Here is a 15526-nt window from a genome sequence, read left to right as displayed (position 1 = left end):
CCGACGGCCCGTCCGTACCGCCGGGCCGGGGCAGAGCCGCCCGATAGAGTGTGAGGACCTGACCCAGTCGAACCGCCCGGGAGATCCATGCTGTCCGCACCTGCCACCCCTGATCCGGGCGGCCCCGCTCCTGACGTCATCACGGCGGAGCAGGACCTGTTCCGGTCCGCGCTCACCAGGACCATCGACGAGTTCCTGGCTGACCAGGCGGACGTCCTGACGGCCATCTCCGAGGAATCACTGCCCCTCATCTCGAGCATCGCGACACTCACCCGGGGCGGTAAGCGGATGCGCGCCCTGCTCTGCTATTGGGGATGGCGCGCGGCGGGAGGCGCGCCCGGAGATGCGGCTCCGGTGACGGCCGGGACGGCACTGGAGTTCTTCCAGGCCGCTGCCCTGATCCATGACGACATCATCGATCGCTCGGATACCCGGCGCGGAGGGCCGAGCGTGCACCGGCAGTTCTCCGCGCGCCACACGGAGGCGGGCTGGCATCTCGACCCCGAGCGCTTCGGCGTGTCCGCAGCCATCCTGGCCGGGGACCTGTGCCTCGCGTTCAGCGAGGAGCTCTTCACGGCGTCCTGCTCCGCCGAGGCGGGTGAGGCTGCCCGCACCATCTTCAACCGCATGCGCACCGAGGTCATGGCCGGCCAGTACCTGGACCTGCTCGAGGAGGCGGTGGGGCCCGACCAGACGCCCGAGCAGGCCGAACTCCGTGCCCTCAACATCCTGCGCTTCAAGTCGGCGAAGTACTCGATGGAACGGCCCCTCATGCTCGGCGGAGCACTGGCCGGAGCCGATGAGGCGCTGCTCTCGGACTTCTCTGCCTTTGCGCTCCCCCTGGGCGAGGCCTTCCAGCTCCGGGACGACGTCCTCGGTGTGTTCGGGGATCCGGGAGTGACCGGTAAGCCGGCGGGCGACGATCTGCGCGAGGGGAAGCGCACCTTCCTGATCGCGCGCACTCTCGGCGAGAGCGGCAGCGACGTCCGGGCGAGGATCAACGCGATGCTCGGCGACACGGAGCTCGACGACGACGCGGTGCACACGCTCCGCGGGCTGATCGTGGCGAGCGGTGCGCTGGCCCAGACCGAGACCCTGATCGAGGAGCGATCAGCCGAGGCCTTCCGGGCCCTCGCCCAGCTCGATGTCGATACGACGTCGCTCGAGGCCCTGCGCCTCCTCGCCGAAGCCGCCGTCACTCGCACTGCCTGACGCGCGGCCGGGTGCGTGACCCACCCGGCGGTGGATCGGCCTACCAGGCAGCGGCCTGCGCCCGACGGCGGATCTCCGTCTTCCGTCCCTCGCGCAGCGCATCGATCGGCCGACCCGGAAGCGACTCGTCCTCCGTGTAGAGCCATCGGATGATGTCCTCGTCCCCGTAGCCGGAGTCCGCCAGGACGACGACGGTGCCCTTGAGGCTGTCGAGGATCGCCCCGTCCACGAGGAATTCCGCGGGCACGCTGCGGATGTTTCGCTCACCGATACGGACGCTGACCAGCGCCCGCTCACTGATGAGCGAATGCACGCGGGTGATGGGGAGGTCGAGCGCCTGCGCCACCTCGGGGAGATTCAGCCAGGCTGGGACGAGCTGTTGGAGTTCATTCACCGTCCAAGGGTGCCATGCCGACGCATTCCGGCTCCACTCGGACGACCTGCGGCACAGGGCGCCGGCTGGTCCGCAGGGACGCGACACGATGCGGATCTCCTGCGACACGCCGGACAACAGCTTCACGGGATCTTCATGCCTCTTGTGCTACTGCCCTCATCGTGTAAGTTCACATGGGTCACAGAAGTAACAGTAACCACAGGTGACACATCAGCATCACCAGCACTGCGCGCGCCCGATCAGGAAGAATCACCACGGGCGCGTGCGTCCGCGCGGACTCAGCCGCCAACAGACGAGGAACGAAACATGACTGCCCAGCGATCGAACGCACCGCTGAACGGCACCCGCAGGAAGGCCACCGGCGTCAGCGCGCGCGGCCTGAATGTCGCCGTGACCACCGCCGCCCTCCCCGCGGTGATTCTCTCTTCGGTCGCCCTCGCCCAACCGGCGACGGCGGCTCCTGCCCAGGTCGCGCCTGCCATGCGTCACCTCGGCACCCCTGCGGTCTCCCTGCCCTCGCGCACGCTCGTGCCCGCCGCACTGGTGGCGGTACAGGTACCCGCGCAGAGGATCGCGATCGCCGCCCAGCCCGTTCCCGCCGAATACACCGTCAAGCCGGGCGACACCATCGGAGCGATCGCCAAGCGTCACGGGCTGTCCACGGACAGCCTCCTCACCCTGAACCGGATGAACGCGCGGACCATCATCTACCCGGGCCAGAAGATCACGCTCGGCGGTAAGGCCGGGGCGGAGAAGCCCACACCCTCCGCTCCCGCTGCCCCGGCGGTGAAGACCACCGGTTCGACCTACGTGGTGAAGCCCGGCGATACCCTCGGCGCCATCGCCTCGCGTGCCGGGGTCAGCCTCCAGAGCCTCCTCACGGACAACAAGCTCTCGATGACCTCGATCATCTACCCGGGCCAGAAACTGACGATCGGCGGGAAGGGGGCAGCACCTGCTCCCGCGCCGGGTAAGCCCGCACCTGCTCCCGCGCCGGCTCCGGCCCCCGCGCCGCAGGCCGGGTCCTACACCGTGAAGGGCGGGGACACACTCGGCGCCATCGCCTCCCGACACGGTGTCTCCCTGCAGGCCCTGCTGGCCGCCAACAAGATGAGCATGACCACGATCATCTACCCGGGCCAGAAACTCACGATCCCGGGCAAGGGCGCAGCACCTGCTCCAGCACCGGTTAAGCCCGCACCGGCGCCAGCACCGGCTCCGGCCCCCGCGCCGCAGGCCGGGTCCTACACCGTGAAGGGCGGGGACACACTCGGCGCCATCGCCTCCCGACACGGTGTCTCCCTGCAGGCCCTGCTGGCCGCCAACAAGATGAGCATGACCACGATCATCTACCCGGGCCAGAAACTCACGATCCCGGGCAAGGGCGCAGCACCGGCTCCCGCGCCCGCTCCGGCACCCTCCGACCTCGTGCCGTCGAGTTTCCTCGGCTACACGTACCCGGACCGCGTCGTCGCGGACGCCAATGCGAACAAGGCCCTCCTGAACTCCCTGCCGGCACCGTCTCAGGCCGAGATGCAGAAGATCGTCGCCGACACCGCCCGTTCCATGGGGGTGGACCCCAGCCTGGCGCTCGCCTTCGCCTACCAGGAGTCCGGCTTCAACCAGCGGTCCGTCTCCCCCGCGAACGCGATCGGCACCATGCAGGTCATCCCCTCCTCGGGGCAGTGGGCGAGCGACCTCGTGGGGCGCAAGCTGAACCTGCTGGACCCGTACGACAATGCGACGGCGGGTGTTGCGATCATCCGGTCGCTCGTGCGGACCAGTCCTTCCCTCGACATCGCCATCGCCTCCTACTACCAGGGTGCGTACTCCGTGCAGACCCGCGGGATGTTCCAGGACACCAAGCAGTACGTCGCCGCCATCAAGGCCCACCAGAAGAACTTCCGGTAGGCCGCGGAGGTCCGTCCTCCGGGACCGTGACCACGGACGGGAGGGGGTGGGATCGCGTGGTGGTCCCGCCCCCTCCCGTCGTCCCCGCCTAGTATCGGAGGGTGCACCAGCAACGGAGGGACCCGCTCGAGGGCGCGACGGTCGACGGACGGTACGTCGTCGAATCCCGCCTGGCCCGCGGCGGGATGTCGACCGTGTACCTGGCCACCGACCGGAGGCTGGACCGGCGCGTGGCCCTGAAGGTCCTCTATCCGCACCTCGCCGACGAGCCCGGCTTCATCGACCGGTTCGAGCAGGAGGCGAAGTCCGCCGCCAGACTCTCGCACCCGCACGTCGTCGGCGTGCTCGACCAGGGCGTGGACGAGGTGGAGGGGCAGGCCATCGCCTACCTCGTCATGGAGTTCGTCCAGGGACGCACACTGCGCGAGGTCCTGCGCGAACAAGGCCGCCTCACCCCCAGGCATGCTCTGGTGCTGCTCGACTCCGTCGTCGAGGGCCTTGCCGCGGCGCACGACGCCGGGCTCATCCACCGCGACGTCAAGCCGGAGAACGTGCTGCTCTCGGACAGCGGGCAGGTGAAGATCGCCGACTTCGGTCTCGCCCGTGCGGTCTCGGCGACCACCGGCACCGCGACCCTCGTCGGGACGGTCGCATATCTCTCCCCCGAACTGGTGCTCGGCCGGCCGGCGGAGGCGCAGAGCGACATCTACTCCACGGGCGTCATGCTCTACGAGCTGCTGACCGGCAGGCAGCCCTTCACGGGCGAGACGCCGATCCAGGTCGCGATCCAGCACGCGCAGTCGGACGTCCCCGCGCCCTCCGTCCTCCTCCCGGGCCTTCCCGAGGACATCGACGAACTCGTCCAGTGGTGCACCTCCCGGGATCCCGAGGACCGTCCGGTCGACGGCGCGGCGCTGCTCGGTGAACTCCGGCACATCCGGACCGTCCTCACCGACGAGGAGCTCGACTTCGTCCCGGTCGGGACGGCGGGCGCTGCTGCGGTGCAGGAGAGCCTCACCGCCGCCGTCGTCCCCCGCCTGCCGGACGCCCGGCGCGACGACGGCACCGCCGCGCGGTCGTCATCCGATGCTGTATCCGACACGGAAATCCTGCGGGACGGACGGACCGGTCCGTGGCAGGGGGAGCGGCAGGCCGATCGGACGGCCCGCATCGGTACGGAGCCGACGGGCGGGCGCGGGGACCACACCGAGGCACTGCCACGACCCTCGACCGGTGCGCTGCATCCCTTTCCTGCTCCGGCCGGCGCGACGGAGGTCTTCCGCACCCTCGACGACGCCAACCGGACGAGCGTGATCGGCACGGACCGGAACGCCACGCGGGTGATCGGTGCCATGCCGACCGCCGCACCCGCGTCGTCCCGTCAGGAGCCCGCCCCGGCCGCCGCGGGACGCCCGTCGTCCGACGCCGCTGCGGGTCCCACCGCCGACCCCGCGCGCTCGGCGGGCAGCACCGCCCGTCCCCTCTCGAAACGCCGGCAGTCCCGCGAGGCCCAGCGCCCGCAGCAGTCGCTGCACGGCACAGCGGGTCGACGCTGGGTCCGCGCGCTCGTCGTCCTGCTCGTCCTCCTCGCCGGCCTCGTGGCCACCGCGGGCTGGTTCTTCGGCGCCGGACCGGCCGGACTCGTCTCCCTGCCCGACGTCAGCAACACGCCCCTCGAGGAGGCCCGGGCGGCGCTCGCGGACCAGGGCCTGTCCACCATCGCCACCGAGGAGGTGTTCGACGAGCAGGTCCTCGAAGGGCTGGTGGTCGCCACGGACCCGGCCGCCACCTCCGAGGTCAGGCGCTTCGAGCGTGTCGAGTTGATGGTGTCCAAGGGCCCGGAGCTGTTCGCCGTCCCCGACCTCCTCGGACGCGCCGAGGTCGACGCCGCGGCGCGTCTCGGTGCAGCGGGTCTGGCCGTGGGAGGGCTGGAGCAGGAGTACAGCGAGACCGTTCCCGCCGGGAACGTCCTCCGGCAGACACCGGATGCGGGCGCGGAGCGGCGCCGCAATTCCACGGTGGACCTCGTGGTGTCGCGCGGTCCGGCGCCCGTCGCCGTTCCGGAGGTCACCGGACTCACGGCGGCGGAAGCCTCCGCAGCCCTCGAGCAGGCCGGCCTCGTACCGGCGGTGGCCGAGGTCGAGGAGTTCAGCCGCACGGTGCCGCGCGGAGCGGTCGTGGTCCAGAGCCCGACCGGTACCGAGGTGCAGCGCGGGACGACCGTGACGCTGACCCTCTCCCGGGGACCGCGCCTGGTGAGGGTGCCCAACGTCTTCTCGCTGTCCGAGGACCGGGCCGTCGCCGCACTCGAGGAGGCGGGCTTCGTGGTGGAGGTCGACTACACCTTCGGTGGCTCGGTCCTCGGACTCGTCGCAGGGCAGAGCCCGACAGGTGAGCAGCCCGAGGGGACGACCGTCCGCATCACCGTCACCTGAGATCTGCAGGCGGCCCCCCCCGGGTGGCCGCCCGCAGGCCGGCGGGCGGTGAGACCAGCCGGTGCCGGTCCTCAGCTCTTGGAGAGCGCTCCTGCCACGAGGAAGGCCATCTCCAGGGACTGCATGTGGTTCAGGCGAGGGTCGCAGACCGACTCGTAGCGCTCCAGAAAGGCTTCCTGGTCGATCGGATCGGCACCCCCGAGGCACTCGGCGACGTCGTCGCCCGTCATCTCCACGTGCAGTCCACCCGGGAAGGTGCCCAGGGCGTTGTGCACCTCGAAGAAACCCCGGACCTCGTCGATGACGTCGTCGAAGTTGCGGGTCTTGTACCCGTTCGGTGAGGTGACGGTGTTGCCGTGCATGGGGTCGGTGACCCAGAGCACCTGCGCACCGGACGCCGTGACACGTTCGACGAGGGAGGGCAGCTTCTCGCGGATGTTCGACGCCCCCATGCGGGTGATGAAGGTCAGGCGGCCCGGTTCACGGTTCGGATCGAGCTTGTCGATGAGGGCGAGGGCGTCGTCCGCCGAGGTGGACGGGCCGAGCTTGACGCCGATGGGGTTCCGCACCCGCGAGAGGAAATCGACGTGGGCGCCGTCGATGTCGCGGGTCCGCTCCCCGATCCACAGGAAGTGCGCCGAGGTGTCGTACGGCAGGGAGGTGCGCGAATCGATGCGTGTGAGCGCCCGCTCGTAGTCGAGGAGCAGGGCCTCGTGGCTCGCGAAGAACTCGACGCGCTTCAGCGCCTCGAAATCAGTGCCACAGGCGTCCATGAAGCGCACCGCCCGGTCGATCTCGCGGGCCAGCGACTCGTAGCGGGAGTGCGCGGGGTTGGCCATGAACCCCTTGTTCCAGTGGTGCACCAGGCGGAGGTCCGCGAACCCGCCCTGGGTGAAGGCGCGGATGAGATTCAGCGTCGAGGCGGACGTGTGGTAGGCCTTCACCATGCGGGAGGCATCGTGGCCGCGGCTCTCAGGCGTGAAGTCGTACCCGTTGACCATGTCGCCGCGGTAGGCGGGAAGGGTCACGCCGTCGCGCGTCTCGTCGTTCGACGAGCGGGGTTTGGCGAACTGGCCCGCCATGCGGCCCATCTTGATGACGGGCAGGGACGCTCCGTAGGTGAGGACGACGGCCATCTGCAGGATGGTGCGCACCCGGGCGCTGATCTTGTCGGCGGTCGCACCGTCGAAGGTCTCGGCGCAGTCACCGCCCTGGAGGAGGAAGGCCTTGCCCTGTGCCGCAGCGGCGAGCCGCTCGCGCAGCACATCCACCTCGCCCGCGAACACCAGGGGCGGCAGGCTCGAGAGCTCCTTCACCGACGCCGAATAGACCCCGGCGTCCTGCCACGACGGCTGCTGCACGGCGGCCATCGAGCGCCAGGCATCGAGGCCATCGGTGGTGGACGGGGTGGGTTCCGCGGTACGCGGGAGGGCGGGAGCTAGTGAATCGGTCACACCGGGATTCTACGTGCTGGCCGTCGGGCCCCCGATTCGGCCCGTCATCGCCGCGTCGCGACAGGTCACACAGGGGAGCCCTCGAGCGGAGTGCGCCTAGCCTGCCTGCGGCCTGGACTCGTGACCCTCGGACGCACCGGTCTCGCCCGCTCCGGCCTGTTTCCCCGCGGCCCTGCCGATCTCCGTGACGGCGCCGGGAGCGGGAGCGTCGGGAGAGATCCGGACGGCGGCCTTCCGCGTGTCCGCACCGGGCTTCGGCGTCTTACGGCCGGCTGCCTTCTCCGCGGCGAGGCGTTCCTTCACGGTGCTGGCATAGGCGTCCACGTACTCCTGGCCGGAGAGGCGCATGAGTTCGTACATGATCTCGTCCGTCACCGAGCGCTGGACGAAGCGGTCGTCCTCGAGTCCCCCGTAGCGGCTGAAATCCAGGGGCTCCCCGATGATGACTCCGACGCGCCTGATGTTCGGGATGCGTCGGCCGATGGGCTGGACCTTGTCCGTCCCGATCATCGCCACCGGGATGACCGGTACGCCGGTGGCCAGCACGAGCTTCGCGACGCCGGTCTTGCCGCGGTAGAGGCGACCGTCGGGGCTGCGGGTCCCCTCGGGGTAGATGCCGAGGATGCCTCCGTCGTTGAGGATGTCCATGCCTGCGGTCAGCGACGACGACGACGCCGCGCCGCCGGAACGGTCCATGGGCAGCTGGTTGGAGAGGCGGAAGAAGAGGGCGGTGAGTCTGCCCTTGATGCCCTTGCCGGTGAAGTACTCCGATTTGGCGAGGAACACGACGGGCCGGGGTACCACGATCGGCAGGAAGATCGAGTCGGAGAAGGACAGGTGGTTGCTGACGATCACGGCGGGTCCGGTGGACGGGATGTTGTCGAGTCCCTTGACCCAGGGCCGGAAGAGGAGGTTCAGGATCGGACCGACGATGATCCGTTTCATGACCCAATAGAACACGCTGCCAGCCTCCCTGCATGGACGGTGCGGCATGTGGCGTGCCACCCGCTTTTTCCTGTGGAAGCCTACTCTAAGGGGGCCGACCCGGCGGACGCCCGTCCTTTCCGGGCGGGGCGCCACCCCTGCACCCGGTCCCGCCCGGCGTCGAGCACTGCCGACACGCTGACGGCCGGTTGACGTAGCGCCGCGTGGTGTCCACGATGGGACGAGCACGCCCTCCCATCAGCAGGATGCCGGCCCGACGTCTCGGGCCCAGGCGCAGCACGCGACAGCAGGTAGCAGAGTATGGGCCCCCGAGGTCAGGAACCGAACGAATCCACCGACGACGCCGTGTGGCAGGATCTCGTCGCGCGGCTGGAGGGCACCGCCTCCGATCCCCTGGCCACCGAGGCGTCACCCCGTACCCAGGAACCGCCCGCCGGGGCACCGGGAGCGCGCCCGGACGGTCGCGGTGTCCACAGGACCGATGCGGCCGGCGCCGCTCCTGCGGGGCGGGGCGGCGGCGAGCCGGACGGCCTGACGGACCGCGAGCGGGCCGATGCCATCTTCCGCAACCAGCCGTTCGCCTCGGCAGGACCACGCGACTACGTCGCCCCCGAGGAGCCGGAGGAGGACGACGGTTTCACCCCGGACGAGCCGCCACCCCTGGGCTCGGGCGACCCCCTCACCGTTCTCGCCTGGGTGGGAGCCGCCGGCGGGCCCGTCCTGCTGCTCCTGTTCGCCATGTTCTGGCAGGATGCTCCCCTGGCCGCGACACTGGCCGTGCTGGCCCTGTTCCTCGCCGGTGCGGGCTACCTCGTGACGAAGCTGCCGAAACACCGGGACATCGGGGATGACGGCGCCGAGGTCTGACGGCGTCCGTCCTCTGAATCCGTTCCCCGCCCGGTCGGGCAGCCACGGGCGGCGGAGGTCAGGTCGCGCTCCGGGACAGCAGGCGTGACAGGTCCGCGGCACCGATCAGCCCCGCCTGGGGGCCCAGCGCGGCACGCTCGATCCTCGCCGCGGGCCGGAAGCCCCGACCGGTCAGGTTCCGACCGAAGGCGCGACGCGCGGGATCGAGGAGCAGCTCGCCCGCATCACTGAGCCCGCCGCCGATCACGAAGGTCCCGGGATCCAGGGCGGCCGCGAGGTTGGCGAGGCCGAGCCCCAGCCACTGGCCGACGTCGTCGACGAGTTCGCGCGACGCCGGGTCCCCCTGCATCGCCAGGCGGGTGACGAGGGCCCCGGTGATGGCCGAGCCGTTCCCCGCGTCCGCGCCGGCCGCATCGAGGATGGCCCGTGCGACCGGGGAGTTCGCTGCAGCGAGCTCCCTCGCCTCGCGGCCCAGTGCGTTGCCCGAGGCGTACTGCTCCCAGCACCCGCGATTGCCGCACTCGCAGCGATGGCCCTGCGGCACGATGATCTGGTGCCCGAACTCCCCGGCGACGCCGTGGCGCCCACGCTCCACGCGCCCACCCAAGATCATCGCGCCACCGATGCCGGTCCCGAGCGTGACGCAGACCAGGCGGCTCTCGCCGCGGCCGGCCCCGAAACGCCACTCGGCCCAGGCTGCGGCATCGGCGTCGTTCACCACCGTCACGCGTCGGCGCAGCAGCTTCTCGAGGTTGCGCCGCAGCGGCTCGTTGCGCCACGCGAGGTGGGGGCTGAACAGGACGGTGCTGTTGGTCAGGTCCATCCACCCCGCGGCGCCGATGCCGACGGAACGGATGCGGTAGTCGCCGGAGAGTTCGCGCACCAGGTCGGAGATGACGGCTTCGACCGCACGGGGATCCTGTCCCGGGGTCGCCCTACGGGCCTCGGCGAGGATGCGGCCGTGCACGTCCACCACCCCTGCGGCGACCTTCGTCCCGCCGATGTCCACTCCGACGGAGAGTCCACGCCGTGCCGGGTTGGGGAAGGAGGACCGTGCTGCGCGCTGCGCCAGGGGGCCGTTCGTCCGCCACCCGGCCGGGGCCTCGCCGCGGGGCCGGCGGACCCTCGGGGTGGTCGGCTCGGGCGTGATCGCCATGCGGTCCTTCCTCGTCGCGGACCGCGCCGACGCGCCGCCGTTACCGATCTGTACACTACTGGACGGTCCGTGCAGCAGGGGAACCGATAGGCTGAGGCGACCCACGATCAAGGTGATACCAAAGGAGCTATCGTGCGCGACATCAGCGTTCCCGTCCTCGTGGACGTTCCCCGCCGGTCCAACATCGCGGATCTCGTCATCCGGCAGGCGGCCAAGCCGTCCGATCCGGCACTGTTCGCGGTCAAGCGGCCCTCCGGTGAGTGGGAGGACATCCCCGCGACGGAGTTCCGCCGGCAGGTCGAGGACATCGCGAAGGGACTGATCGCCTCCGGTATCCAGCCCGGCGACCGGGTCGCCATCATGGCCCGCACGCGGTACGAGTGGTCCCTGGCCGACTTCGCGATCTGGTTCGCCGGGGCCGTCTCCGTGCCGGTCTACGAGACCTCCTCCCCCGCCCAGGTGGCCTGGATCCTCAGCGATTCCGGCGCGGTCGGGGCCTTCGTCGAGGCTGCGCGCCATGAGCAGGTGGTGCGCGAGGCCGTGGCACTGGAGGGCATCACCTCCCTGCAGCATGTCTGGCCGTTCGACGGCAACGGCCTCGACACGCTCCGCAGCGCGGGGGCCGGGACCGACGACGCCATGCTGGCGGACCGCCGCGCCTACGCCGGACTCGACGACGTCGCGACCATCATCTACACCTCGGGCACCACCGGGAAGCCCAAGGGCTGCGAGCTGACCCACGGGAACTTCGTGGAGCTGTCGGAGAACGCTGCTGCGGCCCTCCCCGAGGTGGCACGTGAAGGTGGTCAGACCATCATGTTCCTGCCCCTCGCCCACGTGTTCGCCCGTTTCATCTCCGTCCTGTGCGTCGCGGCCGGCGCCACCGTGGCGCACACACCGGACGTCAAGAATCTGCTGCCGGACCTCCAGAGCTACAAGCCGACCTTCATCCTCGCCGTGCCGCGCGTCTTCGAGAAGGTCTACAACAACTCGATGCTGAAGGCGGAGGACGGCGGCAAGGGCAAGATCTTCCATGCCGGAGCCGACGTCGCCATCGCCTGGTCGAAGGCCGAGCAGGCAGGCCGGATCCCCCTGAGCCTCAAGGTCAAGCACGCGGTCTTCGACCGGCTGCTCTACGGCAAGATCCGCACCGCCATGGGCGGGCGGGTCCAGCACGCGGTCTCGGGCGGCGCACCGCTCGGAGACCGCCTCGGCCACTTCTTCCACGGCATCGGACTAATGGTCCTGGAAGGCTACGGCCTGACGGAGACCACGGCCCCCATCACCGTGAACACCCCCAAGAAGATCAAGATCGGCACCGTCGGCGCACCGCTGCCCGGCAACGCCGTCAAGATCGCCGACGACGGCGAGATCCTCACCCGGGGCGTCTGCGTGATGAAGGGGTACTTCAACCGTCCCGACCTGACCGAGGACACCTTCGCCGACGGCTGGTTCCGCACCGGGGACATCGGTGAGCTCGACGACGACGGGTTCCTGCGCATCACCGGCCGCAAGAAGGAGATCATCGTGACCGCCAGCGGCAAGAACGTGATCCCGGCGGTCCTCGAGGACGCCATCCGCTCCAATGCCCTCGTCTCGCAGTGCGTCGTGGTGGGCGACCAGCGCCCCTTCATCTCCGCGCTGATCACCCTCGACGAGGAAGCCCTTCCCGGGTGGCTCGAGCGGCACCAGCTCCCGGCCACGACCACCATCGCGGAAGCGGCGGAGCACCCGAAGGTCCTCGCGGAGATCCAGGAACTCGTCGACACCGCCAACACCACCGTCTCCCGGGCGGAGGCCGTCAAGGTCTTCCGGATCGTCCCGACGGACTTCACGGAGACCACCGGGCACCTGACGCCGTCGCTGAAGATCAAGCGGAACCAGGTGCTGAAGGACTACTCGGCCGTCGTCGAGTCCATCTACTCCTCGGCCCGGGTCTGAGCCGGCTCCTCCCCCGCGGGCCGGACGGTCGGTCCGGGGAGGAGGGTCGGATCAGTCCGTCTTCAGGTTGAGCAGCGCGTTCTCGATGACCTCGGTGAGGGCCGGGTGGATCCAGTACTGGCCCTTGGCCATGGTGTGGGCGTCGAGACCGAAGGACATGGCCTGGACGACGGGCTGGATGATCATGGACGCCTCGTGACCCAGGACGTGCGCCCCGAGGATCCTGCCCGTGGACCGGTCCGCGATGACCTTCGCGAAGCCGGTGGTGTCCTCCATGGCCCAGCCGTATGCGGTCGAGCCGTAGTGCTGCACTGCCGTGACGACGGTGGCGCCGGTCGCGTCCGCATGGACGAGAGCCTCTTCCTCGGTCATGCCCACGGACGCGGCTTGGGGGTGGGAGAACACCGCGGCCGGCACGAAGCGATGGTCGCTCGACCGGAGGTCCCCGGGGTTCAGCAGATTGTGGGCGACGATCCTCGCCTCGTGGTTCGCCACGTGCTTGAGCTGGTACTCGCTGCTGACGTCGCCCAGGGACCAGAGTCCCTCCACGGGTGCACCATCGCGGAGCACCCGCTGCTGGGCGTCGACGGCGAGACGGCCGTCGTCGTGCAGGTCCAGTCCGGCGTCCGCTGCGCCGAGCGTGTCCGTGTTCGGTGTGCGCCCCACCGCGACCAGGACGACGTCGACCTCGACCTCGACCGGACCGTCGGGGCCCTCCAGCGATGCGGTCACGCCGCCGGCGGAGGCCGTCAGCGCGGTGACGGCGGTGCCGAGGCGGAGGTCCCACTGCTGGGCCGCCTGCTGCGTGAAGGCGTCGGCGACCGTCTCGTCGAGATGCCGCAGCATCCCGCCGGAGCGCACGGCGATGGTCACCTCCGTGCCGAAGGAGGAGAACACGTGGGCGAACTCCGCTGCGATGTAGCCGCCACCGATGATCAGCAGCCGTCCGGGCAGCTCATCGATGCGCATGACGGTGTCCGAGGTGTGGACCTGCGGGAGGGTGATGCCGGGGATGTCCGGGATGACGGCGCGTGATCCGGTCGCAATCACCAGCTGATCCGCCGTGACGACCTCCCCGGAGGCCGTCTCGAAGGACTTCTCCCCCGTGAGCCGCACGTACTCCTCGATGAGCGTCACGTTCTCGAGCTCCTCCGCCCGATAGGTGCGACCGCCCCGCGAGATGGCGTCGATCCGGGTGAAGATCCGGTCCCGGATGTCGGTCCACCGGACGCCCTCGAACCGGAGGTCGACCCCGAGCCGCGAGGACACCGTCGGCGCCGAGGCCAGCTCTGCGGGATAGACGAACATCTTGGTGGGGATGCACCCGACGTTGAGGCAGGTGCCGCCGAACTTGCCCCCGTCCACGAGCACGACGCTCCGATCGTCCCATTCCGGCGAGATGAGGGTGTTGCCTGAACCGGAGCCGATGATCGCGAGGTCGTAGTGGGTCACCTGCGCAGTCTAGCCGCGCTCACGCGGCGAGCTGGTCGACCACGAGGGCCGCGAGCTCCGTCACCGCCCGCCGCGTGGCCGGGTTCAGCCGGGACAGGTCGACCCGCGAACCCTCCGCCAGGTGGCGATCGTACGGGATACGCACCACGGTGCTCACCCGCGACCGGAAATGCTGCTCGATCTGACCCACGTCCACCTGCGTCCCGTTGCCGGACGAAAGGTTGATCACGACGATCGCCTTCTTCACGAGGTCCTGCCGACCGTGCGCCTCCAACCAGCTGAGGGTCTCCGAGGCGAGCCTCGCCTCGTCGACACTGCCCCCGGAGACCAGCACCACCGAGTCGGCCTTCTCGAGCGTCCCCTTCATCACGGAGTGCACCATGCCGGTACCGGAGTCGGTCAGGACGATCGAGTAGTAGCGGCTGAGCAGATCCGTGACGGCACGGTAGTCGGAGTCGTCGAACGCCTGGGCCACTGCCGGATCGGTGTCCGACGCGAGCACGTGGAGCCGGGAGCCGTCACGCGTCACATAGCCCGCGAGCTGCGCGAACGAATCGATGGTGTACCGGTTCTGGACGAGCTGCCGCGCCGTGTGGTCCGCCCGCCCCGGCGAACGGTCGGACAGTGTCCCACGGTCCGGGTTGGCGTCCATGGCGATGATGCGATCCTCCCGGATGTCGGCCAGGGCCATCCCGAGGAGGGTGGTGACCGTGGTCTTGCCGACGCCGCCCTTGCGGGACAGGACCGGGACATAGCGTGTCCGTCCGCCCAGCCGTGCGGAGATGCGGTGCTCCAGCGCACGCTGCGAGCGCACGGCGTCGGAGTCGCCGACATTGATGCGTCCGAACGTGGCGCTGTAGAGCCAGCGCCGCCAGCCCGAGACCGGCGGCCGGTCCGGTCCCACGAGGAGTCGGTCCGCCGTCAGGGCTGATGCCGGCTCCGGACCGAGGTCCTTCTCACGGCGGCTCGTCCGTTCGGCAGCGGCCGCCGTCGGCCCTGGCGCCGGCGGCAGGTCGTCCCGCGCGGTCGAGGTCGTTCTCGGCGATCGGGTGCCGGACGGCGTCCATCCGTCGGTCGTCGTGGGCACCGCTGCACCTCCGGTGACGAGACCGAACGTGGTGAGGGCGTCGGCGGGAAGGGGGGCGGGCACGCTCAACGTCGGACCCTGCAGCGTCGATGGGGGGACGGTCGAGACGGGGACGGCGAAGGCGTTGAGGTGGACCCCGTTCGGGGCCGTCGCTGCCTCTCCTGCAAGGGCGGTCACGGTGGCCGGGACCGGGCCGGTGGTCCCCGGTCCACCCGCGCCCGCGGGACCGACGGGGCCCGGGTCGGCGGGCACGACACCCACGGCACGGGCGTCGTCGGGCGCAGCACCGGCTGGGTCGGTACCGGCGGGGTCCGTACCGGCCGGTTCGGTACCGGCTGGGTCGGTGTCGCCTGGATCAGCAGCCACCCGATCCGTACCGGCTGCTCCGATGTCCGCGGCTCCGGTATCGGCGGGCTCATCGGCGTTCCCGGCAGCAGACACTGCGTCAGGACCGGCATCGGCAGGATCCGGGCCCACGCCTGCTGTGGCGGGAACCGGGCTCCCGGGGGAATCGACCGCAGGCGGGGCAGCGTCGGTGGGACCGCCGTCGGGCAGCAGGGGAACGCCGGGGACGATCGGCACGCCCTGCGTCATGTCCGGGCGGACGGCGGCCGGGAGGGGTGCGCTCGCATCGGCGCCGGGCGTGGAGGGATCGGTCGATTCGCGTGCCAT

11 protein-coding genes are annotated in these 15526 nt (G+C 70.4%); 5 read left to right on the top strand and 6 right to left on the bottom strand.

The annotated features are described in order from the left end of the window. Positions 1-87 precede the first annotated feature (87 nt). On the top strand, positions 88-1212 hold the full coding sequence (locus NVV32_RS05995; protein WP_422391696.1) for a polyprenyl synthetase family protein: 1125 nt from the start codon (positions 88-90) through the stop codon (positions 1210-1212). A 40-nt stretch (positions 1213-1252) separates the two neighbouring features. On the opposite strand, the gene NVV32_RS05990 is transcribed toward NVV32_RS05995, so the two are convergent. Then, a complete protein-coding gene (locus NVV32_RS05990) occupies positions 1253-1606 on the bottom strand; it encodes an Rv2175c family DNA-binding protein (protein WP_055772391.1) in 354 nt (117 codons plus the stop codon). 306 nt (positions 1607-1912) lie between these two features. Between NVV32_RS05990 and NVV32_RS05985 the strand changes: the two genes are divergently transcribed. Both NVV32_RS05985 and NVV32_RS05980 read left to right on the top strand, forming a co-directional pair. Beyond that, a complete protein-coding gene (locus NVV32_RS05985; RefSeq protein WP_422391695.1) occupies positions 1913-3517 on the top strand; it encodes a LysM peptidoglycan-binding domain-containing protein in 1605 nt (534 codons plus the stop codon). Between the two features lie 101 nt (positions 3518-3618). Beyond that, positions 3619-5952 (top strand): protein kinase domain-containing protein, encoded by a 2334-nt coding sequence (locus NVV32_RS05980; protein WP_422391694.1) that lies wholly within the window; start codon positions 3619-3621, stop codon positions 5950-5952. Between the two features lie 71 nt (positions 5953-6023). On the opposite strand, the gene NVV32_RS05975 is transcribed toward NVV32_RS05980, so the two are convergent. Both NVV32_RS05975 and NVV32_RS05970 read right to left on the bottom strand, forming a co-directional pair. Next, positions 6024-7406, bottom strand: coding sequence for a class II 3-deoxy-7-phosphoheptulonate synthase (locus NVV32_RS05975; protein WP_055773537.1), 1383 nt, complete (start codon positions 7404-7406; stop codon positions 6024-6026). A 96-nt stretch (positions 7407-7502) separates the two neighbouring features. Then, on the bottom strand, positions 7503-8366 hold the full coding sequence (locus NVV32_RS05970; RefSeq protein WP_055773539.1) for a lysophospholipid acyltransferase family protein: 864 nt from the start codon (positions 8364-8366) through the stop codon (positions 7503-7505). Between the two features lie 285 nt (positions 8367-8651). Here NVV32_RS05970 and NVV32_RS05965 point away from each other — a divergent pair, with 285 nt between their 5' ends. Further along, positions 8652-9218, top strand: a complete 567-nt coding sequence (locus NVV32_RS05965; RefSeq protein WP_422391693.1) for a hypothetical protein — start codon at positions 8652-8654, stop codon at positions 9216-9218. A gap of 58 nt (positions 9219-9276) precedes the next feature. Here the strand turns inward: NVV32_RS05965 and NVV32_RS05960 are convergent, their stop codons facing one another. Beyond that, on the bottom strand, positions 9277-10374 hold the full coding sequence (locus NVV32_RS05960) for an ROK family glucokinase (RefSeq protein ID WP_422391692.1): 1098 nt from the start codon (positions 10372-10374) through the stop codon (positions 9277-9279). Positions 10375-10506: 132 nt separating this feature from the next. Here NVV32_RS05960 and NVV32_RS05955 point away from each other — a divergent pair, with 132 nt between their 5' ends. Next, positions 10507-12315 (top strand): AMP-dependent synthetase/ligase, encoded by a 1809-nt coding sequence (locus tag NVV32_RS05955; protein WP_422391691.1) that lies wholly within the window; start codon positions 10507-10509, stop codon positions 12313-12315. Between the two features lie 51 nt (positions 12316-12366). On the opposite strand, the gene NVV32_RS05950 is transcribed toward NVV32_RS05955, so the two are convergent. Beyond that, positions 12367-13767, bottom strand: coding sequence for a mycothione reductase (locus NVV32_RS05950; RefSeq protein ID WP_422391690.1), 1401 nt, complete (start codon positions 13765-13767; stop codon positions 12367-12369). A gap of 19 nt (positions 13768-13786) precedes the next feature. After that, entirely contained in the window at positions 13787-15526 is a 1740-nt protein-coding gene (locus tag NVV32_RS05945; RefSeq protein WP_422391689.1) for a hypothetical protein, read from the bottom strand.

Source organism: Arthrobacter sp. N1 (assembly GCF_048288285.1).
GTDB lineage: Bacteria > Actinomycetota > Actinomycetes > Actinomycetales > Micrococcaceae > Arthrobacter_D.
The sequence above is the reverse complement of the archived record's forward strand: the minus strand, read 5'-3'. Positions and strand labels throughout refer to the sequence as shown.